Origin of the sequence: Amycolatopsis sp. NBC_01488, assembly GCF_036227105.1 — a bacterium.
Lineage (GTDB): Bacteria > Actinomycetota > Actinomycetes > Mycobacteriales > Pseudonocardiaceae > Amycolatopsis.
Genome location: NZ_CP109434.1, coordinates 305,565 through 328,956, shown reverse-complemented (window position 1 = coordinate 328,956; position 23,392 = coordinate 305,565). Strand labels below are relative to the sequence as shown.

Annotated in this window: 21 protein-coding genes and 1 pseudogene; 14 read left to right on the top strand and 8 right to left on the bottom strand. The window is 71.8% G+C overall.

The genetic code is table 11. From position 1 onward, the window contains the following. Positions 1-12: 12 nt before the first annotated feature. Positions 13-1,917 carry a transglycosylase domain-containing protein gene (locus OG738_RS01555; protein WP_329050575.1) on the top strand — a complete coding sequence of 635 codons (1,905 nt, stop codon included), beginning with the start codon at positions 13-15 and terminating at the stop codon, positions 1,915-1,917. Position 1,918: 1 nt separating this feature from the next. On the opposite strand, the gene OG738_RS01550 is transcribed toward OG738_RS01555, so the two are convergent. Then, positions 1,919-2,575 carry an O-methyltransferase gene (locus OG738_RS01550; protein WP_329050574.1) on the bottom strand — a complete coding sequence of 219 codons (657 nt, stop codon included), beginning with the start codon at positions 2,573-2,575 and terminating at the stop codon, positions 1,919-1,921. A gap of 498 nt (positions 2,576-3,073) precedes the next feature. Between OG738_RS01550 and OG738_RS01545 the strand changes: the two genes are divergently transcribed. Next, the gene (locus OG738_RS01545) at positions 3,074-4,396 is read left to right on the top strand and encodes an aminotransferase-like domain-containing protein (RefSeq protein ID WP_329050573.1); all 1,323 of its coding nucleotides are present in this window, start codon (positions 3,074-3,076) and stop codon (positions 4,394-4,396) included. 71 nt (positions 4,397-4,467) lie between these two features. Next, a pseudogene (locus OG738_RS01540) lies at positions 4,468-4,803 on the top strand (FAD-dependent oxidoreductase); the annotation flags it as partial. A 47-nt stretch (positions 4,804-4,850) separates the two neighbouring features. Here OG738_RS01540 and OG738_RS01535 read toward each other — a convergent pair. The 3 genes from OG738_RS01535 to OG738_RS01525 form a co-directional block, all read right to left on the bottom strand. Beyond that, positions 4,851-6,632: a hypothetical protein gene (locus OG738_RS01535; RefSeq protein WP_329050571.1), complete on the bottom strand. Its 1,782-nt coding sequence runs from the start codon at positions 6,630-6,632 to the stop codon at positions 4,851-4,853. Between the two features lie 362 nt (positions 6,633-6,994). Continuing rightward, a complete protein-coding gene (locus OG738_RS01530; protein WP_329050569.1) occupies positions 6,995-8,974 on the bottom strand; it encodes an SDR family oxidoreductase in 1,980 nt (659 codons plus the stop codon). Positions 8,975-9,034: 60 nt separating this feature from the next. Beyond that, a complete protein-coding gene (locus tag OG738_RS01525; protein ID WP_329050568.1) occupies positions 9,035-9,238 on the bottom strand; it encodes a hypothetical protein in 204 nt (67 codons plus the stop codon). A gap of 205 nt (positions 9,239-9,443) precedes the next feature. On the opposite strand from OG738_RS01525, the gene OG738_RS01520 reads away from it, so the two are divergent. Then, a complete protein-coding gene (locus tag OG738_RS01520) occupies positions 9,444-10,667 on the top strand; it encodes an NAD(P)/FAD-dependent oxidoreductase (RefSeq protein WP_329050566.1) in 1,224 nt (407 codons plus the stop codon). Here the strand turns inward: OG738_RS01520 and OG738_RS01515 are convergent. Further along, positions 10,636-11,346 (bottom strand): MerR family transcriptional regulator, encoded by a 711-nt coding sequence (locus OG738_RS01515; protein ID WP_329050565.1) that lies wholly within the window; start codon positions 11,344-11,346, stop codon positions 10,636-10,638. The genes OG738_RS01520 and OG738_RS01515 overlap by 32 nt on opposite strands. A 54-nt stretch (positions 11,347-11,400) precedes the next feature. On the opposite strand from OG738_RS01515, the gene OG738_RS01510 reads away from it, so the two are divergent. After that, the gene (locus OG738_RS01510; RefSeq protein ID WP_329050564.1) at positions 11,401-11,655 is read left to right on the top strand and encodes a hypothetical protein; all 255 of its coding nucleotides are present in this window, start codon (positions 11,401-11,403) and stop codon (positions 11,653-11,655) included. Here the strand turns inward: OG738_RS01510 and OG738_RS01505 are convergent. Further along, entirely contained in the window at positions 11,645-12,850 is a 1,206-nt protein-coding gene (locus OG738_RS01505) for a multidrug effflux MFS transporter (protein ID WP_329050562.1), read from the bottom strand. The genes OG738_RS01510 and OG738_RS01505 overlap by 11 nt on opposite strands. A gap of 214 nt (positions 12,851-13,064) precedes the next feature. On the opposite strand from OG738_RS01505, the gene OG738_RS01500 reads away from it, so the two are divergent. The 6 genes from OG738_RS01500 to OG738_RS01475 all read left to right on the top strand — a co-directional run bounded on the left by OG738_RS01500 (position 13,065) and on the right by OG738_RS01475 (position 19,584). Next, positions 13,065-13,916, top strand: coding sequence for a fumarylacetoacetate hydrolase family protein (locus OG738_RS01500; protein ID WP_329050560.1), 852 nt, complete (start codon positions 13,065-13,067; stop codon positions 13,914-13,916). 2 nt (positions 13,917-13,918) lie between these two features. After that, on the top strand, positions 13,919-15,223 hold the full coding sequence (locus tag OG738_RS01495; protein WP_329050558.1) for an enolase C-terminal domain-like protein: 1,305 nt from the start codon (positions 13,919-13,921) through the stop codon (positions 15,221-15,223). Then, positions 15,216-15,959, top strand: a complete 744-nt coding sequence (locus OG738_RS01490) for an SDR family NAD(P)-dependent oxidoreductase (protein ID WP_329050557.1) — start codon at positions 15,216-15,218, stop codon at positions 15,957-15,959. Before OG738_RS01495 ends, OG738_RS01490 begins: the two co-directional genes overlap by 8 nt. 63 nt (positions 15,960-16,022) lie before the next feature. Continuing rightward, the gene (locus OG738_RS01485; protein WP_329056507.1) at positions 16,023-17,054 is read left to right on the top strand and encodes a sugar ABC transporter substrate-binding protein; all 1,032 of its coding nucleotides are present in this window, start codon (positions 16,023-16,025) and stop codon (positions 17,052-17,054) included. Continuing rightward, positions 17,051-18,574 (top strand): sugar ABC transporter ATP-binding protein, encoded by a 1,524-nt coding sequence (locus tag OG738_RS01480; RefSeq protein WP_329050555.1) that lies wholly within the window; start codon positions 17,051-17,053, stop codon positions 18,572-18,574. Before OG738_RS01485 ends, OG738_RS01480 begins: the two co-directional genes overlap by 4 nt. Then, a complete protein-coding gene (locus OG738_RS01475; protein WP_329050553.1) occupies positions 18,571-19,584 on the top strand; it encodes an ABC transporter permease in 1,014 nt (337 codons plus the stop codon). The genes OG738_RS01480 and OG738_RS01475 overlap by 4 nt, the downstream gene beginning before the upstream one ends. A 111-nt stretch (positions 19,585-19,695) precedes the next feature. Here OG738_RS01475 and OG738_RS01470 read toward each other — a convergent pair whose 3' ends face one another. After that, entirely contained in the window at positions 19,696-20,418 is a 723-nt protein-coding gene (locus OG738_RS01470; protein WP_329050552.1) for a FadR/GntR family transcriptional regulator, read from the bottom strand. An 80-nt stretch (positions 20,419-20,498) separates the two neighbouring features. Here OG738_RS01470 and OG738_RS01465 point away from each other — a divergent pair, with 80 nt between their 5' ends. The 3 genes from OG738_RS01465 to OG738_RS01455 are packed head-to-tail and all read left to right on the top strand — an operon-like array spanning position 20,499 to position 22,665. Next, positions 20,499-20,837, top strand: coding sequence for an L-rhamnose mutarotase (locus tag OG738_RS01465; RefSeq protein ID WP_329050550.1), 339 nt, complete (start codon positions 20,499-20,501; stop codon positions 20,835-20,837). A 5-nt stretch (positions 20,838-20,842) separates the two neighbouring features. Further along, complete coding sequence (locus OG738_RS01460; RefSeq protein ID WP_329050548.1) at positions 20,843-21,811, top strand: aldo/keto reductase; 969 nt, start codon at positions 20,843-20,845, stop codon at positions 21,809-21,811. Next, positions 21,808-22,665, top strand: a complete 858-nt coding sequence (locus OG738_RS01455; RefSeq protein WP_329050547.1) for an amidohydrolase family protein — start codon at positions 21,808-21,810, stop codon at positions 22,663-22,665. Before OG738_RS01460 ends, OG738_RS01455 begins: the two co-directional genes overlap by 4 nt. Before the next feature lie 31 nt (positions 22,666-22,696). Here OG738_RS01455 and shbA read toward each other — a convergent pair whose 3' ends face one another. Then, positions 22,697-23,353, bottom strand: coding sequence for an RNA polymerase sigma factor ShbA (gene shbA / locus OG738_RS01450; protein WP_329050545.1), 657 nt, complete (start codon positions 23,351-23,353; stop codon positions 22,697-22,699). Between the last annotated feature and the right edge of the window lie 39 nt (positions 23,354-23,392).

Genomic DNA, 23,392 nt, shown 5'->3' with positions numbered 1-23,392 from the left:
CGTCACCCATTCGTGACCTTGCCGACGGAGGAAGAAGACGAAACCCCCGCCAAGCCGGACACCCCGCGCCGACGGCGGTGGCGGCGGATCCGGCGGATCGGCTATTGGAGCGTCGGGCTGCTCATCGGCGTCCCGCTGATCGCCTTCTGGGTCGCCTACCTCGTGCTCGACGTCCGCAGCCCGCAGGACGTCCTCGCCGGGCTCGACAAGACCGTCGTCCTGCAGTACTCGGACGGGTCGCCGCTGCTCAAGGTCCTGCCGGCCGACGGCGACCGGACGTTCGTGCCCTACGCGCAGGTGCCCGCGAAGCTGCGTGACGCCATCATCGCGACCGAGGACCCGACCTTCTGGGACAACCAGGGCTTCGACCCGACCGGCATCGGCCGCGCGTTCCTCACCGGCGTCGGCGGCGGCTCCGGGATCACCCAGCAGTACATCAAGAAGTCCACCGGCGACGACGACGCCACGCTCGGGCGCAAGTTCGCCGAGCTCGTGCTGGCCACGAAGATCACGCAGGAGCAGAGCAAGGAGCAGATCTTCGAAAGCTACGTCAACATCATCTCCTTCGGCCGCGGCACGTTCGGGCCTGCCGCGGCGATGAACGCCTACTTCGGCAAGAAGCTCGACGACTCGATCACCTGGAGCGAAGCCGCCTTCCTCGCCGGGATGATCCAGTCGCCGTCGGTGCACGACCCGGCCGCGTCCGGCGACGCGCACGCCGCCCGGCGCTGGCAGTACGTGCACGACAAGCTCGTGGCCCGCGGCTACGTCAACTCCGGCGAACCGATGGCCTATCCCGGCGACGAGATCCAGGCGCCGTCGGAGACCCGCGCCGGCCGCATCACCTACGACGAATTCCATGTCAAGCAGCAGGTCCTGGCCGAGCTCGAGCAGGACGGTTTCCCGCTCGGCCGGCTTCAGCAGGGCAACATGACCGTCGAGACGACGCTGGACCGCGGCATGCAGGACGCCGCGAGGAAAGCGTTGCAGGACAGGCTGAAGGGCGAGCCGAAGGAGTTCCGCGGTGCGGTGGTCGCCGTCGACCCGAAGACCGGCGCCGTCCGCGTCTACCAGGGCGGCGACCAGGGCGTCCGGGACTACGCCGGCACTCCGCACGCGGCGGGTTCGGCGTTCTACCCGTTCACACTCGCCGCCGCCCTGCGCCGCGGCTACGGCCCGGACGTGCCGGTCCCGGCACCCGAGGAGCAGGAGTTCCTCGGCGAGAAGTTCAAGTACCCGGACGTCTGCGGCCTGAAGTGCAGCCCGCGCGCGGCGATGCGCGCGCACGCCGACGGCCCGTTCGTCGCGCTGGCGAAGAAGCTCGGTCCGGACGCGCTGAGCGAGACCGCGCGGCAGGCCGGTATCCCCGAGACCGTCGACGGCACGCCGACGATGCGCGAGAAGGACGGCTTCCTCATCGGGCCGGGCATCGCGATCGGCCGGTACCCGCTTCGGCCGCTGGACCTGGCCGGCGCCTACGCGACCTTCGCGGACGACGGCGTCCGCACCACGCCGCACCTGGTGGCGAAGGTGCGCGACGAGAGCGGCGCGGTCGTCTGGGAGCACACCGACACCGCGCGTCCCGCGTTCGACGAAGACGGCGACGAAAGCCGCCGCATCGCCCAGGAGGTCACCGGCACGCTGACGGACGGCCCCGGGGCCGCGCTGCGCACCGGCGAGGCCGAGCACGGCAACAGCCCGGACAACCAGGACGCCTGGGCCGTCGGCTACACCCCGCGGCTCGCCGCCGCGGTCTGGATCGGCTCCGACGACGAACGGCTGCTGCGGGACGCGAACGGCGCGAAGCTCACGGGCGACGTCGTCCCGGCCGACGTCTGGCGCGGGTTCATGACGGCGGCGCACCAGGGCGTGCCGGTGGCCGTCGCCCCGCCGGCGGTGGTGCGGCCGCCGCGGTGAGTCAGCGGACCAGGGCCAGCACGAACCCGTCGTGCCCCTTGGCGCCCACGGTCTGGACGGCGGTCGCGTCCAGCCGCGGCTCGGCGGTGAGGACCTCGACCATCTCCCGGACGCCCAGGACGTCCGGGTCGGTGCTCGCCGCGTCGAGCACCCGGCCCTGCCGCACGACGTTGTCCACGACGATCGTCGTGCCCGGCCGCGCCAGCTCGAGTGACGCGCGCACGTAGTTCGCGAGGTTGCTCTTGTCCGCGTCGACGAAGATGAAGTCGAACGGCCCGGTCAGCGTCGACAGCGTGGCGAGCGCGGCGCCGACCTTGATCTCGACGACGTCTTCGCCGAAGCCCGCCCGCGCCAGGTTGGCCCTCGCCACCTCCGCGTGCCGCGGCTCGTATTCGCAGGTCACCAGCTTGCCGCCGGCCGGGAGCGCACGGGCCAGCCAGATGGTGCTGTAGCCGCCGAGCGTGCCGATCTCCAGGATCGAGCGGGCCCCGGACTGGCGGGCCAGCAGGTTCAGCAGCTTGCCCTGGTTGGGCGCGACGGCGATCCGCGGCAGCCCGGCGGCGGCCGAGTCGGCGAGCGCGGCGTCGAGCACCGGATCGGGGGCGAGCAGCGCGCCGGTGAAGTAGTCGTCGACTTCGGCCCAGGTCTTGTCGGTCATGACACCTCCACGGCCAATCTAGCGGCCAGGCACCCGAGGCACCGGGGGACGGCGGACGTGGCGTCGCGCACCGGGAGCCCGGTCATCTCGGCGACCAGGTCCTGCCTGCGCTCGCCGCGCACGCGACTTTCGCTGCGCGTGCGCCAAGGGGCATCACCCGTGATCAGCGGGGCATCGCATGTGTCCCGACGGGCATCACCCGTGATTGCCGGGGCATCACGCCGATGCCCGCTCAATCACGCGAGATGCCTCCCGAATCACGAGAGATGCCCGGCGGATCACGCGAGATGCCCCTCCAAACACGCGAGTTCCGCTTTCGATCACGCGAGTCCCGTTCCTGATCACGCGAGTTCCGCTTTCGATCACGCGAGTCCCGTCTCTGAACACGCGAGTTCCGCTTCCGGACACGCGGGCCGACCCTGTCTGCCCGCGCGCCCCGTCCGCCGGAGGTGCGATCATGCCCACCGACGGCGTACCGGGCGGGAAGCGAAGGTGGACATGGACGACTACCGCGTCGTCGCGGACGCCCTTGCCGCCGACATCGAGGCCGGGCGGCTGCGGCCCGGGGACCGGCTGCCGCCGCAACGTCGGTTCGCGCGGCAGCGCGGCATTGCGAACTCCACCGCCGCCCGTGTCTACGGCGAACTGGCCCGGCGGGGGCTGGCCGTCGGGGAGGTCGGTCGCGGGACGTTCGTCCGGGCCGCGAAGCCGCCGCCCGAACCCGCGCTCGCCGAACCCGGGGACGCACGTGTCGACCTCGAACTCAACTTCGCCGTCCTGCCCGATCAGACCGCGAAGCTCGCCCAAGCACTGCAACCCCTGCTCCGCGAAGACGTCCTGACCGCGGCCCTGCACCCGATCGGCGCCGCAGGCACGCCCGCCGCCCGGGACGCCGCGGCGACGCTGCTCACCCGCGGTGACTGGCACCCGGACCCCGCGACGATCCTCTTCACCGGCAACGGCAGGCAGGGCATCGCGGCCGCGATCGCCGCGTTCGTGCCGGTCGGGGAGCGGCTCGCGGTCGAGGCGCTGACCTACCCCGTGGTGAAGGCCGTCGCGGCCCGGCTGGGCGTCGAGCTGGTGCCGATCGAGACCGACGAGCACGGCCTCGTTCCCGGAGCACTGGCCGCGGCCCGGCCGGTGCGCGCCCTCTACGTCCAGCCGACCCTCCACAACCCGCTCGGCACGACCATGCCCCAGCGGCGCCGCGAGGAGCTGGCCGACGTCACCAGACAGCTGGACCTGCCGGTCATCGAAGACGGCATCTACACGTTCCTGCGCGACGACGTCCGCCCGTTCGCCGCGTACGCGCCGGAGCGGACGGTGTTCGTCGACAGCCTCTCCAAGCGCGTCGCGCCCGGCCTGACCGCCGGCTTCCTGGTGCCGCCACCCGCGTGGGCCGCGCGGCTGGCGTCGTCGGTGCGGTCGGGTGCCTGGGCCGCGTCGCGCTTCGCCGTCGAAGCGGCCACACAGTGGATCGTCACCGGCACCCTCGCCGAGGTCGAAGCCGCGAAACGCCGTGACGCCGCCGAGCGGGCATCGGTGGTGCGGGCGAAGCTGCCCGGCGCGAGCGGCGACGCGGCGTCCTACCACCGCTGGTGGGAGCTGCCGGAGCAGTGGCGGGCGGAGACGTTCGTCGCTGCGGCGGCCCGCCGGGGGATCGCGCTGCTGCCGGCGGCGGCGTTCGCCGTCCTGCCGGGGCAAGCGCCGAACGCCGTGCGCGTCGCCGTGTCCGCTCCGCCGGTGACGACGCTGGCCGCGGCCCTCGACGTCTTGGCGATGCTGGCGAGCGGCAGCCCGGACGACCTGCTCGCCGACTGACACCGGGTGCCAGTGCGGTGTGCGGCCCGCACCAGTCTTCGGTTGTCGCGAAACGAACCGAAGGAGCATCCATGACCGGCACGATCATCGGCGCCGGCCTCGGCGGCCTCACCCTGGCGCGCGTCCTGCACGTCCACGGCGTCCCGGTCACCGTCTACGAAGCCGAGACCTCCCCGATGGCCCGCATGCAGGGTGGGATGCTCGACATCCACGACTACAACGGGCAGCTCGCCGTCGAAACCGCCGGCCTGGTGGACGAGTTCCGCGGGCTCGTCCTGGACGGTCGCCAGGCGATGCGGATCCTCGACCGGGACGCAAACCTCCTATACGAGAAGGTCGACGACGGCACCGGCGGCCGTCCCGAGGTCCAACGCGGCGAGCTGCGGCGCATGCTGCTCGACGCGCTCGACGACGTCCCGGAGAGCCTGCTCGAGGTGGTCCGGGGCGAGCAGGGTCAGGGCGCGTACTTCCCGACGAAGCTGCCGCAGGTGATCGCGCGGCCGGTGAGCCGGGCCTGGATCGCCTTCTCCAGGCCCAGGTAGTCGAACACCGGGGTGTCGGCCGGGATCGACTCCGGCACCGGGCCGCCGGTGGCGAGCTGCCGGATCGAATCCGTCTCGAACAGCACCAGGTAGCCGCCGTCGCGGCTCAGCTCGTCGGCCTTCGCGAGCATCTGCTGCGGCGCGTCGCCGACGATCTCCAGCGGCAGCGGCCACTCCAGCGGGAAGGGGTTGCGCAGGCCGAAGGCGGGGTAGGCGAACGTGCTGTCCGGCAGGATCGCCGTCTTCGCGGCGGGGAAGCGGTCCAGGCAGTCGCGGATCTGCCGGACGTAAGTGAACGTCGAGGGGTTGGTGCGGATGCCGGCCATCGCCGGGCTGACGTCGCCGAGGTCCGCCGTCAGCCGGTCGTGCCCGAGGTCGAGGTAGGCCGCCTGGTCGTGGCGCGCGACGACGACCCAGCCGCACACCGCCACCGCGGTCAGGCCTGCCGTCGCCGTCACCCAGCGGCGGGCCAGCCGCGGCCGCGGGGGGATGACGTGGCTCAGCAGCAGCAACGCCGTCAGCGCGAGGGTGCCGGTGAGCAACGTAGGCGTGTCGTTGCCCCAGGACAGGCTGGTCATGAACCCGGTGGCGAGCACGAGCAGCCCGGGCAGGGGCACCTTCCGCGTGACCGCCGCGTTGACCGGCACGCTCACCGCGACGATCCACCACAGCACGTCCGCCCAGCGCGAAGAGCCGGTGAACCGGCCGTCGACGACCGTCCAGACGATCGCCGCCGCCCCGGCGAGCACGAGCACCCAGGACGCGATCCGCCCGGCCGCGCCGAGCCGGTCGCCGGGCAGCCGGACGGCCAGCAGCACGACGGCGATGGCCGCGAAGAAGCTCAGCTCCCGCACCGGCGCCCGGGTCAGCACCTCGGGGTCTTCCAGCCACAGCCCGAGCAGCCGTTCGCCGTACGCGGGCACGCCGCCGGTCAGCTGCTCGACCATCTCGGAGAAGCCCCCGCCGATGCTCACCCACGCGACGTAGGCCAGGCCGGGCACGCCAACCGCAAGGAGGTCGAGGAGCAGCCGGACGACGCGCCGCGTGCCGGTGCGGGTGGCGGGGTGCAGCAGCAGCCACAGCACGCCGATCACCGCGGCCAGCGCAAAGCTCTGCTTGACGAACACCGCGCAGCCGAGCAGCACCAACCCGCCGCGGCGGGCGAGGGTGCGGCCCTTGCTCAGTCCCGTGTCCAGCGCCCACGCGCCGCACGCGGTGAGCGCGATGCCGTCGACGGTGTGCCAGGCCATCAGCGGGAAGGCGTTGAGGTTGATCAGCGACGCCGCCGCGACCATCGCGGTCATGCCCGGGCCCCAGTCGAGCACCCGGCGGCGCGTGACGAGCGCGGCGAAGGCGATGGTGGCGACGATGATCTCGATCATCGAGAGGAAGCTCGACCCGAAGAACAGCGGCATCGGCAGGGCGTAGTCCACGACGTGCAGCACCGCGGACCCGAGCGGGCGAGCGGAGATGATGTCGGCGTGCGGGACTTCGCCGTGCAGCACGCGCCAGGCCTGGGCGAGGATGAAGCCCTGGTCGGAGGGGTGGAACCCGAAGCGGCCGACGCGCAGTTCGGTGGCGAGGGCGAGCAGCACCACCCAGCAGGCGTGGACGCCCCAGCGCAGCAGCGGCCGGCGCGGTTTAACGGTTACGGGCTCGGGCGCGGCGGCGCGCGGAGGACTCGCCACGTCCACGCCTGCCCGCCTTCCGCTCCCGATCACGCCCGGGAAGCGATGGTAGCGGCCGGGACCGTCACCGGCATGGACAGCACCACCCGGCCCCCGCGGTCCGGCCCCGCTCAGCCGGTCTGCCGCAGCCGGTCGTGAGTGAGAAACCGTGTTCTAGCACTGTTTCTCACTCACGACCGCCGACCTGCGCCGGTGCTACCTGGCCGTGCCGATGGCGGCCGTTTCGTCGGCCACGGCGGATCGGTCCCCAGTGCTGCGTTCGCGCATTCCGAACTCCCCAGTTCACGCCCGTACCGGTGTACGGGACTCGCGCGAGGGTAGAAGTACCGTCGTCTCCGGATCCAGCGTTTCGGCGGAATTCGCGGAGATCAAGCACGACGGCGCCAGAATGAGCGGGTCACCGCCGCCGCGACCGCTGCCGGCGCGGGCCGGCGCGGGAGGTCGCGGGCCTCGGGCGCGGACTCCGGCATCGCCCGGTAGGCCAGGTGCGCGGCGAACCGCGCGAGCCGCGGCGCGACGAGCGTCGCCAGCTCGGCCGCCCGGCCTTCGGGCAGGCTGAGGATCTCCGGCCGCTCCTCGCACGCCTTCACGACGAGCGCGGCCGCGCGCTCCGGGCTGCTCGACGGGATGCCGCGGTAGCCGGTCGGCGCGATCATCGGCGTCCGCACCAGCGGCATCCGCACGGAGGTGAACGTGACGCCGTCCGAGAGCGTCTCGCGCCCGGCCACGAGCGCGAACTCCTCCAGCGCCGCCTTCGGCGCCAGGTACGCCGAGAAGCGCGGGGTGTCGGTCTGCAGGCCCTGGGTCGTGACGTTGACGACGTGGCCGAACCGCCGCTGCGCCATCGACGGCAGGAAACCGAGGATCAGCCGCACCGGTCCGAAGTAGTTGATCGCCATCGTGCGCTCGTAGTCGTGGAAGCGTTCCGTGGACAGCGCGACCGAGCGCCGGATCGACCGGCCGGCGTTGTTCACCAGCACGTCGACCGCGCCGTGCTCGCCGAGCACGTCCTTGACCAGCGCGTCGACGGCGTCGCCGTCGGTGAGGTCGCACGGGTACGCCGCCGCGGCACCGCCGGCCGCGGTGATCTCGTCGCGGACTTCGTCGAGTTCCGAAACGCGCCGGGCGACGAGGATCACCTTCGCACCCTTGCGGGCCAAAGCGAGCGCCGACGCCCTCCCGATCCCGGACGACGCGCCGGTGATCAGCACCGTCCGCCCGGCCAAGCCGGGCCGGCGCCGGGCGCGGTCGGGGTCGAGGTGGGCCTGCCAGTACCGGTAGAGCGGCGCCGCGTAGTCCCGCAGCTCCGGCAGCTCGATGCCGCTGCCGAACAACGCGGTCGTGGTGCGCGCGGTGTCGAAGACGACGTCCATGCTCAGGTGCGGCAGCACGTCGAGGGGAACGCCCAGCTCCTCCAGGACGGCCGCGCGAGTGGCCCGGCCGCCGGGCAGGCGATCGACGCCCGAAGCCGCCGCGTGGGCCAGCCGGGCGCCGACGCGCCGCACGACCCCGGACGCCCGCGCGGGCAGCACGGCCCGGATCGTCGGCCCGCCCGCGGCGCGCGCGAAGGCGTTGTAGACGGAGTTGAGCGACTGCGGCCGCGCGGCGGCGAGGTGGTAGGTCGCCCCGGACGGCGCGTCCCGGTGCATCAGGAATTCCATCGCCTCGACGACGTAGTCGACCGGCACCAGGTTCGTCGCGCCGAGGCCGGGCGCGGCGAGGGGGAGCCGCGCGGGCAGCGCCGCCAGCCGCGAGATGGCGGGGAGGAAGTAGTACGGGCCGTCGACCTTGTCCATCTCGCCGGTGCGCGAGTCGCCGACGACGGCCGAGGGCCGGTAGACGCGGCAGGGCAGGGACTGCTCGCGGACCAGCTTCTCGGCCTGGAACTTCGTCGCGTGGTACGGCGAGCCGAAGTGCTGGCCGAGGTCGAAGTCGGCCTCGGTGAAGCGCCCCGCGTGGTCGCCCGCGACGGCGATCGAGGACACGTGGTGCACCAGCCCCGCGCCGGCCGCGGCGGCGAAGGCGAGCAGGTGGCGGGTGCCGTCGACGTTGGCGCGCCGGTTGGCGTCCGCATCGGCGGTGAGGTCGTAGATCGCGGCGAGGTGGACGACGTGGTCGAGGTGCTCCAGCTCGGCCGGGTCGACGCCGAGGCGGGGTTCGGCGAGGTCGCCGACCACCGGGTGGAGCTTGTCCGCGTCCGGCCGGTCCTGGGCCAGGGTGGTCAGGCGCTCGCGGGAGGTTTCGCGGACCAAGGCGTACACGGCGGACGTCTCCGGTCGCCGCAGCAGGCGGGCGACCAGGCGTTTCCCGATGAAGCCCGTCGCGCCCGTCACGAAGTAGGTCGTCATGGCCGGTCCCTTCCGTCGTCGGGCCGACTCTAACCTACTGACAAGTAGGAACGGTAGTTGTCAGGTTTCGGTCGTCTCGTCGGCCGTCGCCACGACGGCGTCGCGCAGGGCGGCCCGCAGCCGTCCGACGTCGAGCGGCCCGAGTACGGCCGCCTCGCCCGGCGGCGCGACCAGCACCACCTTGTCCTGACTGACGAACACCGTCACGTCCCTGCGCCTGCCGGCCAGATCCCGGCAGCCGACCGACCATTCGCCCCGACTCATGGTCGCCGCCCTCCGTTTTCTCCTGGTGGTCGTGCTTCGTGCGAGGGAGGGATGGAGGCGCGACGGCGCTATGACGCCGGTTCACCCGATCTGCCTACTCGCGGGTTTTGTCTTGCGCTTCGCGGATTTCCGGCGTATCTCCCGGTCGTGGCAGAGCGGGTTCGGGAGTAGCGTCCGCCACAACTCGTCGATGTGGGAGGCCGGGATGTCGGAGCCGCGGAAGATCGTCATCGTCGGAGCGGGCCTGGGTGGCGCGTCCGCCGCGGCCGCGCTGCGCGAACGCGGTTACGCCGGCGAAGTCCTGCTGATGGGCTCCGACCCGCACCGGCCGTACGAGCTGCCGGCGCTGTCGAAGGGCGTCCTGCTCGGCAACGCCGACGAACCCGACTGGGTGCACGAAGAGAAGTACTACGCGGAGCACGACATCCGCTTCAGCCCCGGCGTCACGGCGACCCGGCTCGAGCTGGGTGCCCGGCTGGTGCTGGACGACGCGGGTGGCGAGCACCGCTACGACCGCCTGGTGCTGGCGACCGGCTCGCGGCCGCGCTCGCTCCCGGTCCCCGGCGGCGACCTCCCCGGCCTGTACACGCTGCGCAGCCTCGACGACTCCCTCAAGCTGCGGTCGGCGTTCGCCGAAGCGGAGCGCGTGGTGATCGTCGGTGCCGGCTGGCTCGGCTCGGAAGCCGCCGCGGCGGCCCGCACGCACAACGCCGACGTGACGGTCGTGGATCCCGTGGCCGTCCCGTTGGCGAACGTCGTCGGCGAGACGGTCGGCGGGGTGTTCCGGGACCTGCACGTCTCGAATGGCGTGCACTACCGCTTGGGCGAGCAGGTCGCGGAGATCACCGGCGGCCCGGACGGCGTCCGCGGCGTTCGCCTGAGCGGCGGCGAAGAGCTGACGGCGGACGTGGTCCTGATCGCGGTCGGCGCGGCACCCCGGGTGGAGCTGGCCCACGCGGCGGGCCTGGAACTGTCCGACGACGGCGGCGTGTGCGTGGACGCGGGCCTGCGCACGGCGGCCCCGGACGTGTACGCGGTGGGCGACATCGCGGCCCACTTCCACCCGCGCTACGGCCGCCGCATCCGCGTCGAGCACTGGGCGAACGCGAAGGAGCAGGGCGCGCACGTGGCGCAGAACCTGCTGGGGGAGAACGAACCCTTCCTCGGTTCGCCGTACTTCTTCACCGACCAGTACGACTTGGGCTGCGAGTACCGCGGTCTGGCGGACCCGGTCGCGGACGAGCTGGTGGTCCGGGGCGACCTGTCCTCGCGCGAGTTCACGGCGTTCTGGCTGCGCGACGGCGAAGTCGCGGCGGCGATGAACGTGAACATGTGGGACGACGGGGACGCGTTGGGCGCCTTGGTCGACGGCCGCGCGAAGGTGACGGCGGAGCAGCTCAAGACCGCAGACCTGGCGTCCCTCGGCTGAGGCGTTCGCGGAGCAGCGAGTCGAGCCGTCGCCAGGCGGGTGACGACGCGTTGACGGCGCCCTGCACCAGCGCCGGAATCGCCGAACCCTGTTCGTACGCGGGCAAATCCGTGCCGTAGCGCGCATGCGTCGCCGCAACGAGCTTGTCGGCGAGCGCGTCGACGCGGGGGTCGTGCGGGTCGATGTCGTGCAGCCGGTCGTACTCCAGGACCACCTCGAGCAGCGCCGGATCGGTCAGCATCGACGCCTGGTCGCGGAAGTTCGCGCGAGCCGTCTCGGGATGGGTGGCGAACACCAGCGTCCACAGGTCGTTCTGCAGCGTCACCCAACGCTCGCTGAACCCGAGGCCGCGCAGGCCGGAAAGGTGGGCCACCACGTCGGCGGGCAGGGTCGACAGCCGGCCGTCGGCGAGCTGCCGGAGCCGCGAGCGGGTGTCCTGCAGGCCGCGGATCCGGGCGGCGAGGTCGTCGTCGATCTGCCGGAGAGCTTCGCGGAGCCCGCCGCCGGCGCGGAGTTCACGGATGCGAGCCAGCGGGACGCCCGCCTCGGCGAGCGTGCGGATCTTGATCAGCTCGACCGCGTCGCGCGGGGGCTCCGGCAGCAGTCCCTTGGCGTGGTAGACGCGGATCGTCTTGGTCGTCACCCCGACGTACCCGGCGAGCTGTCCGATGGTGAGCACCCCGCCATCGTCGCACTTGACGTTGTCCCAGGGGCAAGGTCGCACGATGGCGGCATGACCGACCACGAAACCCTGCGCGCGCTCGCCGACGAGGGCAACGAGACCGCGCTCGACCGGCTGGCCGACCTCGCCGACGCCCGCGGCGACGTCGAGGAGCTGAGCGAGCTGCTCGACGAGGGCTGCGACCACGCCGGTGAGCTGCTGACCCGGCGCGCGGTCGCCGCGGGCGACCTCGTCGAACTGCACCGGATCGCCGACGCCGGCCACGAACCCGCCGGTGAGGAGCTGGAACGGCTGCTCAGGAGCTGACTTCGCGCGCCAGGGTCAGGTAGGCCGTCAACGCCAGCACCGCGAACCCCGCCATGGTCGCGGCCATCGGCACCGCCGTCCCCGGCCCGCCCAGCCCGACCAGCGGTGTCGCCACCGCGCCCACCACGAACTGCAGCACCCCCAGCAACGCCGACGCCGCCCCCGCCGAACGCGCGTGGGACGCCAGCGCCAGCGAACTCGCGTTCGGCATGACCAGCCCGATGCTCGACACCAGCAGGAACAACGACACCAGCAGCACCGCCAAGGGAGCCCGGGTCACCGCCGAAACGAGCACCGATGCCCCGCCGAACACCCCGAGCAGCAGCCCGGACAGGAGCAGGGTCCGCTCCGGCACCCGCCCGACGAGCCGTCCGTTGAGCTGGCCCGCCAGCACGATCCCGACGCCGTTCACGCCGAACACCACGCTGTACGCCTGCGGGCTGAGCCCGTACACGCCTTGCAGCGCGAACGACGACCCCGAGATGTAGGCGAACATCGACGCGAACAACAGCCCGGCCGCCAGCGCGTACCCGGCGAAGCTCCGGTCCAGCACCAGCCGCCCGTAGGTCCGCATCACCTGGCCGAGCCGCGCAGGAGACCGCGAAACCGACGGCTCCGGGAAGGCGAACACGACCACGGCCAGCAGCAGCGCGCCGAACACCGTCAGGACCACGAACACCCCGCGCCAGGACGTCCAGTTCAGCAACTGCCCGCCGATCAGCGGCGCCAGGATCGGAGCCAGCCCGCTGACCAGCATCAACGTCGAGAAGAACTTCGTCATCGCCGTGCCGGAGTACAGGTCGCGCACGGTGGCGCGCGCGATCACGATGCCGGCGGCCGCCCCGAGGGACTGCACGCCCCGCGCCGCGACCAGCAGCCACGCGTCCGGGCTCACCGCGCACAGCACCGACCCCACGACGTACAGCACCAGGCCCACCAGCAGCGGGCGACGGCGTCCCAGCGCGTCGGACAACGGCCCGAGCACCAGCTGGCCCAGGGCCAGGCCGACGATGAACGCGCTGAGCGTGAGCTGGACCGTCGCGTCCGCCGCGTGGAGGTCGTTCGCCATCCGCGGCAGCGCGGGCAGGTACATGTCGATCGACAGCGGCCCGAACGCGGTCAGGCCACCCAGGACGAGCACGAACTTCAGCTGCGTCCGCCTGCTCGTCGCGGTACCTTCCGCCGTGGTGGTCATGTGCCTCCTCGGGTCCCTGACTCCGACAGCGACGCGACGACCTGCGCTATTCCGGCTGTGAGCGGTGACACCCCGTGCTCAAACGAGCACTGCACCGGTACTGATCCGATCAATTTTCCGGCCGATTGGGCGGCGACTGAGTCTTGGGGGTGGATCTCCAGACCTGACTGCGATATACATCGGATGTCTGGTCGGGCGGGTGAAGGGAAAATCCGTGCAGCTTGTGCGCCTCGGGGAGCCGGGAAGTGAGCGTCCGTTCGTGCGTGCCGACGACGGCACGACCTACGAGCTGGGCGGCCTGACCGCCGACATCGACGGCGGTTTCCTCGCCGCGGACGGCGTCGCCCGCGTGGCCGCCGCGCTCGCCGCCGGGGAGCTGCCGAAGGCCGACGTCGAGGAACTGCGGGTCGGTTCGCCCATCGCCCAGCCCGGCAAGGTCGTCTGCATCGGCATGAACTACCGCCGCCACGCCGAAGAGACCGGCGCGACGCCGCCCACCGAGCCGGTCGTCTTCATGAAGGCGCCGGACGTCGTGGTCGGCCCGGGCGACGACGTCCTCATCCCGCGCGGGTCGGTCAGCACCGACTGGGAGGTCGAGCTCGGCGTCGTCATCGGCAAGACCGCGCGTTACCTCGACAGCGTCGACGAAGCCCTGGAGCACGTCGCCGGCTACGTCGTCTCGAACGACGTTTCCGAGCGCGCGCTGCAGTTCCGCACCGCCCAGTGGGACAAGGGCAAGTCCTGCGAGAACTTCAACCCGCTCGGCCCGGCGCTGGTCCCGGCGAGCGAGGTACCGGACCCGCAGGACCTCGGCCTGCGGCTGTGGGTCAACGGCGAGAAGAAGCAGGACTCGTCGACCAAGGACATGATCTTCACCGTGGCCGAGATCATCCACCACCTGAGCCAGGTCATGGTCCTGCGGCCCGGCGACCTGATCAACACCGGCACCCCGGAGGGCGTCGCGCTCGGGCAGCCCGACCCCAAGCCCTACCTGCGCGACGGCGACGTCGTCGAGCTGGAGATCGACGGCCTCGGGCGGCAGCGCCAGACCGCGAGGCAGGCCTGACCATGGCGAAGATCATCGGCATAGAGGTGCTCGACGTCCGGTTCCCGACCTCGCGGGAGCTGGACGGCTCGGACGCCATGAACCCCGACCCGGACTACTCCGCCGCCTACGTCGTGCTCCACGCCGACGGCGGCCCGGACGGCTACGGCCTCGCGTTCACCATCGGCCGCGGCAACGACGTCCAGGCCGCGGCGATCCGCGCGCTCGCGCCGCACGTCGTCGGCCGCGACGTCCCCGAGGACGCGGCCGCGCTCGGCGCCCTGTCCCGCACGCTCGTCGGCGACTCGCAGTTCCGCTGGCTGGGCCCGGAAAAAGGCGTCGCGCACATGGCGGTCGGCGCGATCGTCAACGCCGCCTGGGACCTCGCCGCCCGCCGCGCGAACCTGCCCGTCTGGCAGTTCGCTGGGCGCATGACGCCGGAGGAGCTGGTCAGCCTCGTCGACTTCCGGTACCTCTCCGACGCGCTCACCGAGACCGAAGCCCTGGACATCCTGCGGCGGGCGGAACCGGGCCGCGCCGAACGGGTGAAGCAGCTCGAGGCGAACGGCTACCGCGCCTACAGCACGTCGCCCGGCTGGCTCGGGTACGCCGACGCGAAGCTCGTACGGCTCGCCGAGCAGGCCGTCGCCGACGGCTTCGAGATGATCAAGCTGAAGGTCGGCGGCAACCTCGAGGACGACGTCCGCCGCATGAAGCTCGCCCGCGAGACCGTCGGCCCGGACGTCCGGATCGCCGTCGACGCCAACCAGCGCTGGGACGTCTCCGCCGCGGTCACCTGGATGACCGCGCTCGCACCGTACGACCCGTACTGGATCGAGGAGCCGACCTCCCCGGACGACATCCTCGGCCACGCCGCCATCGCGAAAGCGCTTGCGCCCATCCGCGTCGCGACCGGCGAGCACGTCCAGAACCGCGTGATCTTCAAGCAGCTGCTGCAGGCGAACGCGATCTCCGTGCTGCAGCTGGACGCGGCCCGCGTCGGCGGCTTCAACGAGAACCTGGCGATCCTGCTGCTGGCCGCCAAGTTCGGCGTGCCGGTGTGCCCGCACGCCGGCGGCGTCGGGCTCTGCGAACTCGTGCGGCACCTCTCGATGTTCGACTTCGTGGCGGTGTCCGGCACCGACGCGGACCGCTCCATCGAGTGGGTCGACCACCTGCACGAGCACTTCACCGACCCGGCCGTCGTCGAGCGCGGCCGGTACCTCGCCCCGACCGCACCCGGGTTCTCCGCGCGCATGCACGACGCCACGCTGCGCCGGTTCCGCTTCCCGGACGGTCCCGAGTGGACGGAGACCGCAAGTGAGTGAATTCGAGGGCCTGGTGGCCGCCGTCACCGGAGGCGCCTCGGGTATCGGCAAGGCCGTCGCCACCTTGCTGGCCGAGCGCGGCGCGCAGGTGGCGGTGCTCGACCTGAAACCGGACGACACGGGCTTCCGCTGCGACGTCTCCTCGGATGATGAAGTCCGCGAGGCGATCGACGCCGTCGTGGACCGCTTCGGGCGCCTCGACATCCTCGTCAACAACGCCGGGATCGGCGCCCAGGGCGACGTCACGGCCAACGACGACGACGAATGGCACCGCGTGTTCGACGTCAACGTCGTCGGCATGGTCCGGCTCGCCCGGGCCGCGCTGCCGCACCTCAAGAACTCGCCGTCCGCGGCGATCGTCAACACCTGCTCCATCGCGGCCTGGGCCGGCCTGCCCAACCGCGCGCTCTACTCGGCCAGCAAGGGCGCGGTGCTCTCGCTGACCCTGGCCATGGCGACCGACCACCTGCCGGACCGGATCCGCGTCAACTGCGTGTGCCCCGGGACGGCGGACACCCCCTGGGTGGGCCGGCTGCTCGACGCCGCCGACGACCCGGCGGCCGAACGCGCGGCCCTCGCGGCGCGCCAGCCGATGGGCCGGCTGGTCACCGCCGACGAGGTCGCGAACGCCATCGTCTACCTCGCCAGCCCCCTTTCCGCTTCGACCACCGGCACTGCGCTGGCGGTCGACGGCGGCATGTACGGCCTGCGCCCGCGCGGCCCCGTTCAGCAGTAAACAGACTTGATTTCCGCTGTCATCAAGGAGGATGCGGTGCGCACTGTGGCATTCGGCAACAGGGTGATCCAGGTGGCCGCCACGGCCGCCGTCTGCGGCCTGGTACTGGCCGCCTGCGGGTCCACCAAGGACAACGCGTCGGCGCCCGCGGCGGGCGGCAGCCCCGGCGGCAAGGTCGGGGCGACGCTGCCGCTGCTGACCTCGCCGTTCTGGCAGGCCTACAACAACTACGTGCCGCAGATGGCCAAGCAGGAGGGCGTCGACGTCCTCCCGACGGTCAACGCGGACAGCGACCCGGCGAAGCTGATCACCGACATCGGCACCTTCCTCAACCAGGGCGTCAAGGGCCTGGTCGTGACGCCGCTGGACTCTGCGGCCATCGTCGCCGGGCTCAAGCAGGCGGAGAACAAGGGCGTGCCGGTCGTCGCGGTCGACGTCGCTCCCGAGAGCGGCAAGGTCGCCATGGTGGTCCGGGCCGACAACAAGGCCTACGGCACCAAGGCGTGCGACGCGATCGGCGAGAAGGTCAAGTCCGGCAAGGTCGTGCAGATCATGGGCGACCTGGCCTCGGTCAACGGCCGCGACCGCTCGGAAGCCTTCCGCGACTGCATGAAGTCCAAGTACCCGAACATTCAGGTGCTGGAGATCCCGGCCGAGTGGAAGGCCGACAAGGCGTCGTCCGGCCTGGACAGCATGCTCACCGCGAACCCGGACATCAAGGGTGTCTACATGCAGGCCGGCGGCGTCTACCTGGCCCCGACCGAGCAGGCGCTCAAGCGCAAGAACCTGTTCTTCCCGGTCGGCGACCCGAAGCACATCGTGCTGGTGTCCAACGACGGCATCCCGCAGGAGCTGGCCGCGATCCGCAACGGCGAACTGGACGCGACGGTGTCCCAGCCGGCCGACGCGTACGCGAAGTACGGCCTGTACTGGCTGAAGAAGGCCATGGCGGGCGAGACGTTCAAGCCGGGCCCGACCGACCACGACAGCACCATCGTCGAGATCAGCCCCGGCATCCTCGAAGACCAGCTGCCCGCGCCCGTCATCACCAAGGCCAACGTGGACGACAAGGCCCTCTGGGGGAACAACCTGTGACCGCGCTGCCCGCCGGCGAAACCGCCGTCCCGGTGGTCAGCGCTGTAGGTGTCGGAAAGCGCTACGGCCCGACCGTGGCGCTGCACGACGTCAGCCTCACCGTGCACCCCGGCGAGTCGCACGCGCTCGTCGGGCGCAACGGGGCCGGCAAGTCGACGCTCGTCTCCATCCTCACCGGCCTGTCCGCCACGGACACCGGGCACGTCGAGTTCGCCGGCGCGCCGGCCCCGCCCCTGACCAGGCAGGACGACTGGAAGGCGCGCGTCGCCTGCGTGTACCAGCACGCGATGGTCGTCCCGCAGCTCACCGTCGCCGAGAACCTGTTCCTCAACCGGCAGGCCGGCGGCGGGTTCGCCATCGGCTGGAAGTCGTTGCGGCGCAAGGCCCGTGAGCTGCTCGACTCGTGGGACGTGCACGTCGACGTCGACACCCCGGCCGGCGAGCTGTCGGTCGAGGACCGGCAGTTCGTCGAGATCGCCCGCGCGCTGTCCTACGGCGCCCGGTTCATCGTCCTCGACGAGCCGACCGCGCAGCTGGACAAGCAGGCCATCGAGCGGCTCTTCGAGCGGATGCGCCAGATGCAGGCGGGCGGGGTGACGTTCCTGTTCATCTCGCACCACCTGCACGAGGTCTACGAGGTCTGCCAGGCCGTCACGGTCCTGCGCGACGCGAAGCACGTGCTCACCGCGCCGGTCGCCGAGGTCGGCAAGGCCCAGCTGGTCGACGCGATGACCGGCGAACCCGGCGGCCTCTCGGTCCGCGACGCCGCTTCTCGCGAGTCGCTCGAAGAGAACGCCGCGGAGATCCTGACGGTCGACGGGCTGTCCGGCGACAGCTTCCGCGACGTCTCGTTTCGCCTGCACCGCGGGGAAGTCGTCGGGCTGGCGGGCAGCAACGCCAGCGGGAAGCACCAGGTCGCCGAGACGGTCTACGGCCTGCGGACACCGTCCGCGGGGACGATCCGCGTCGACGGCGCGCCGCTGCGGCCGGGCGACATCCCGGCAGCGATCCGCGCAGGTATCGGCTGCGTGCCGCGCGACCGGCACCACGAAGGCCTGGTCCTGGAGCACTCGATCGCCGACAACGCCACACTGTCCATTCTGGACAAACTGGGTCGCGGCGGGATCGCGTCACCGGCCGCCCGGCGCGCGAAGGCCACCCAGGCTTTGAAGGACTACGACATCGTGGCCGCGGGTGCCGAGCAGCCGGTGTCGGACCTGTCGGGCGGCAACCAGCAGAAGGTCGTGCTGGCGCGGGCCCTGGTCGGCGACCCGCGGGTCGTGGTGCTGATCAACCCGACCGCCGGGGTGGACGTGAAGTCGAAGGAGGCGCTGCTCGCGGTCGTCGACCGGGTGCGCGCCGAGGGCAAGGCGGTGCTGATCGTCAGCGACGAGCTCGACGACCTGCGCCTGAGCGACCGGGTCCTGGTGCTGCGCGCCGGGGCCGTGGTCGCCGAGCACCAGGCCGGGTGGTCCGACGGCGACCTCGTGGCCGACATCGAAGGAGTCGAGCTGTCGTGACCGACGTGATGACCTCTCCGCAGACGGAGCTGCCCGCGCCACCCCGGCGCCGCAAAGCCGTGTGGCTGCGTGAACTCGCGCTGCTACCCGCACTGGTCGTGGTGTTCGTCATCGGCGGCCTGGTCGACGACACGTTCGTCGGCTGGAGCAACATCGTCAGCATCCTGACCGCGTCGGCGGCGCTGTCGCTGGTCGTGCTCGGCGAGTCGCTGGTGCTGATCACCGGGAAGTTCGACCTGTCGCTGGAATCCACGATGGGCCTGGCGCCGGCGCTCGGCGCGATGGTCGTGATCCCGGCGGCGTCGGCGGGCTTCGGCGTCGAACTGCCGGCCGCTATCGGTCTGCTGGTGATCCCGCTGTGCGGCGCACTCGTCGGGTTCGTCAACGGCTTCCTGATCGTGAAACTGAAGCTGAACGCCTTCATCGTGACGCTGGCGATGCTGACCGTGCTGCGCGGTGTCCAGGTCGGCTCGACCAAGGGCAAGACGCTGTTCAACCTGCCCGACTCGTTCACCAACCTGGCGACGACGACGTTCCTCGGCCTGCCGATGTCGGTGTGGCTGGCGGCGCTGCTCTTCGCCGTCGCCGGCTGGGTGCTGCGCTACCACCGCGTCGGCCGCGCGCTGTACGCGATCGGCGGCAACCGCGAAGCCGCGCGGGCAGCCGGTGTCCGGGTGGACCGGATCGCGTGGGCGGTGTTCGTCGTCGCCGGGATCCTGGCGGCGATCGGCGGCCTCGCGTACACGGGTTACGTCGGCGCGCTGGGCGCGAACCAGGGCTCCGGGATGATCCTGCAGGTGTTCGCGGCGGCGGTGATCGGCGGCGTCTCGCTCGACGGCGGCAAGGGCACCCTGGTCGGCGCCCTCACCGGCGTCCTGCTGCTGGCGTCGGTGTCGAGCCTGCTCAACTACGCGCACGTGACAGCGGAGTGGCAGGGCGCGATCTACGGCGCCATCATCCTGGTTGCGCTGATCATCGCCCGGTACGCGGGCGGCAAGCCCCAAACCTGACCCGCACCCGGTGATCATCCGACGTTCCGGGTCTGCCGCGGCTGGTCGTGAGTGAGAAACAGGGTGAGAACACTGTTTCTCACTCACGACCGCAGGGAGGTGAAGGTGCGGCTAGGAAGCTTCCGCGGCGGGTTCGTCGGGAGCCGTCGGGTCGTCCGCGGTGCCCAGGGCGTTGCGCAGCCACTGCTCGACGCCCGCGACGTGCACGGTCGCCCACGAGCGCGCCAGCTCCGGCTCGCGTGCCGCGATCGCCTCGTAGATCGCCGAGTGCTGCTCCCGCGTCTTGGCGACCGCGCCCTCCTGGGTGAGGCCGCGCCAGATGCGGGCGCGGGCCGTCGGACCCGACAGGCTGTCGAGCAGCGAGCACAGCACCGGGTTGCCGGAGCCGTCGGCGATCTTGCGGTGGAACTGCAGGTCGTTCGCGACCAGCGCCTCGACGGTTGGCGAGTCCTCCAGCTCCCCGAGCAGCTGGCCCAGTTCGGTGATGTCGTCGTCGCTCATGTGCAGCGCGGCCAGCGCGGTGGCGGCCGGCTCGAGGATCCGCCGCACGGCGAGGAAGTCGAGCACGGTGTCGTCGCGGTGGAAGTCGACCACGAACGTCATCGCGTCGAGCAGCAGGTTCGGCTCGAGGCTGGTGACGTACGTGCCGTCGCCCTGGCGGACGTCGAGCACCCTGATCAGGCACAACGCCTTCACGGCCTCCCGCAGGGAGCTGCGCGAGAGCCCGAGCCGCTGGGCCAGCTCGGCCTCCTTCGGCAGCCGGTCGCCCGGCGCCAGCTCGCCGGAGATGATCATGTCCTTGATCTTGTCGATCGCGACATCGGTGACGGGCATCGTGTCCGCCTTCCCTGCAACAGACCTCGGATGTTTCGGTGTTACTCCCCAGCGTGCCATGTCCCGGCGAAGGAGTGGTCATGACCCACGGTGCCGCACCTCAAAGAGTGGCCCTGCACACCCGGCTCAAGCCCGGCAAAGAAGCCGAGTACGAGTCCGTCCACGCGGTCATCCCACCTGAGCTGGACACCGCGCTGCGCGAAGCCGGCGTTCGCACTTGGCGGATCTGGCGTAACGGTCTCGACCTCTTTCACGTCGTCGAAGTCGACGACTACGCGGCGATGCGGGCGGCGTTGCGGGATCACCCCGCGAACGTCCCGTGGCAGGCCAGGATGGCCGAGCTGCTGGCCGTCGAGGACGACTATTCCGGCGGCGACACCGGCATCGGGCTGGTCTGGGAACTGCCGGTGAAGGAGTGACGGCGTTGGAACTCTCCCTGTCCCCGCTGGGTCTCGGCTGCGCGCAGCTGGGCAACCTCTACCACGCGATCAGCGACGAGACCGCAGCCGCGACCGTGCGCCGCGCGTGGGACGAGGGTGTCCGGTACTTCGACACCGCGCCGCACTACGGCCTCGGCCTTTCGGAGACCCGGCTCGGCGCGGCCCTGCGGTCCTTTCCGCGCGACGAGTACGTGCTCTCGACGAAGGTCGGCCGGGTGCTGGAGCCGAATCCGGACGGCGCCGGCGCGCAGGACGACCAGGGCTTCGCCGTCCCGGCCGCGTACAAGCGCCGCTGGGACTTCAGCCGCGACGGCGTCCTGCGGTCCTTCGAGGACAGCCTGACGCGGCTCGGCCTCGACCGCGTCGACGTCGTGTACGTCCACGACCCCGACGACCACTTCGAGGAAGCGCTGCGCGGCGCCTTTCCCGCGTTGCGCGAGCTGCGGGACCAGGGCGTGATCGGCGCGTTCGGCGCCGGGATGAACCAGGCGCCGATGCTCGCGGAGTTCGTCCGCCGGACCGATCTCGACGTGCTGCTGGTGGCGGGGCGGTACACGCTGCTCGACCAGCCGGCGCTCGACGAGCTGCTGCCGCTCTGCCTCGACCGCGGCGTCCGGGTGGTCGCCGGCGGCGTCTTCAACGGCGGCATCCTGGCGACCGCCGAGCCGGGCCGTGTCTACGACTACGCCGAAGCCCCGCGGGAGCTGGTCGAGCGGGCCGGCCGGATCGCGGCGATCTGCGCGCGGCACGGCGTCGAGCTGCCGGAAGCCGCGCTGGCGCTGCCGATGGCGCATCCCGCGGTGGCGTCGGTCGTCGTCGGCGCGCATGATCCTTCGCAGGTCAGCGCGAACGCGCGTCGGGCGCGGGCCGTGGTGCCGCCGGAGTTGTGGACCGAACTGGTCGACGCGGGACTGCTGCGCGCCGACGCCGTGATCGCCGAAGGAGTCTCATGATCGACGCACACCACCACCTGTGGGACCCGTCGCGACGCGAGTACCCGTGGATGGCGGGGGCGGCCCTGGACCCGATCCGCCGTCCGTACACGGTGGACGACCTGCGCACGGTCACCAAGGCGGCCGGCGTGCACGCGACGGTGCTGGTCCAGACGGTGTCGTCGGTCGAAGAGACGTCGGAATTCCTGGCGACGGCGGCCGAGGAGCCGGTGATCGCGGGCGTCGTCGGCTGGGTCGACCTGGCGGCCCCGGACGTCGCGGAGCGGCTGGCCGCTCTGGGTGAACAGGGCCCGCTGGCGGGGATTCGCCACCAGGTGGAGAGCGAACCGGACGACGACTGGCTGCTGCGCCCCGCGGTGATCGCCGGGTTGAGCGCGGTGGCGTCGGCCGGGCTCGCGTACGACCTGCTCGTGCGCCCGCCGCAGCTGCCCGCGGCGACCGAGGTGGCGTTACGGCTGCCGGAGCTGCGGCTCGTGCTGGACCACGCGGCGAAGCCGCCGATCGCGGCGGGGGAGTGGGAGCCGTGGGCGTCCGGGGTGGCGGCGTTGGCCGCGCGCGAAAACGTCGTCTGCAAGCTCTCCGGGCTGGTCACGGAGGCGGACTGGACGGGCTGGGAGGTCGGGCACCTGCGCCGCTACGTCGACCACGTGCTGGACGCGTTCGGTCCTTCGCGGCTGCTGTTCGGCTCGGACTGGCCGGTCTGCGAGCTGGCGGCGTCCTACGAGCTGGTCCTGGACGCGGCGATTTCGCTGACCGGCGGGCTTTCGGACGCCGAGCGGCTGGGCGTGTTCGAGCACAACGCCCGGCGCGTTTACGGCTTGGATGCGAGCGGGGAAACCCCTTCCAGGGGGTAAAAGGGGTTTCCCCGCTCGCCGCTGGGGTGGCTCAGAACTCCTCGGCGCTGATCATGCCGCGCAGCCGCGTCAGCGCGCGGTGCTGCGTCACGCGGACGTTGCCCGCGGAGATGCCGAGCGCCTCGGCGGTCTCTTGGGCGGAGAAGCCGACCGCGATGCGCAGGGTCAGGATCTCCTGCTGCACGCGCGGCAGCGAGGCGAGGAGCCGGCCGAGGCGGGCGCCGAGGTCGAGGTGCAGCGCGTGGGTCTCGGGCTCGTTGCCGGCGACGAGCGGGCGCTCCGGGAGTTCGGGGACGGGCTCGGAGCGGTCGCGGGCGACGGCGCGGTAGGCGTCGGCGACCTTGTTGGCCGCGATCGCGTGCACGAGGTAGAGGAACGAGCCGCCGCGGTCCTGATAATCGGGCAGGGCCTTCAACACCGCGAGGCAGACTTCCTGTGCGACGTCGTCGGCCGACAGGTAGGAGAGGTCGCGCCCGCCCATCCGCGCGCGGCAGTACCGCACCACGACCGGCTCGATCATCTGGAGCAGGCGGTGGATGGCGGCCGGGTTGCCCTCGCCCGCGTCCTTGACGAGCGGGTCGAGATCCTCCTTGGTGAGCCGTCCGCTGGGCCGCGGCAATGACTCCGGAGTGCGATAATCGCGGAACTCACTGGCGGATTGCTCGGTGGTCCTCGGCGGTGCTGTCATGAGTCGTCTCCCCGGCCGACCCTCGACCGTCGCTGCCGG